We start from the raw sequence: 514 nt of genomic DNA on the forward strand, positions 1-514 counted from the left end.
CGGGTCGCCTCATAACGTGAATCATACCAAGAAACCGTCAATTAATTGACGGACACACCACTAGATCCCTTCCATGTCGTCTCGCTCCACGGTATCAAGTTGGACCTGACCCGCCAGCGCGTGCAACAACAGACCTGCGGGCACCGCGGCCGCACCGGAGATCCCCTCTACGGGGTGCGCCGCACCCTGCGCACCCGACTGCCCCTGCTTTCCGGCCGCCAACTAGCCCGGCTCACAGCGATTTTCGACGACGATAACCACCTTGCCGTGTTGGTGACCTGGAGCGTCTATCAGCACATCATCGCCGCCTACGCCGAACACAACCGGCGCCGGGGCAAAGCCAGAATGACCAAGATCATGAACTCGCTGCGTCGTGGCGTGCCGGCTGCACTGGCCGAACTGGCCCAGCTCGGCCGCACCCTGTGGCGCCGGCGCTACGACATCCTGGCGTTCTTCGACCGTCAGGCTTCCAACGGCCCCACCGAAGCCATCAATGGTCGGCTCGAAGCCCTAC

General features: G+C 63.0%; 1 protein-coding gene. It reads left to right on the top strand.

Annotation, left to right across the window (positions count from 1 at the left end; all coding sequences use genetic code 11):
* Nucleotides 1–99: 99 nt before the first annotated feature.
* A partial coding sequence (locus F6Q13_RS20165) for a transposase (protein WP_293060204.1) occupies nt 100–514 on the top strand: 415 nt, incomplete at its 3' end.

It is taken from the genome of Mycobacterium sp. (genome assembly GCF_008709575.1).
Classification (GTDB): Bacteria; Actinomycetota; Actinomycetes; order Mycobacteriales; family Mycobacteriaceae; genus Mycobacterium.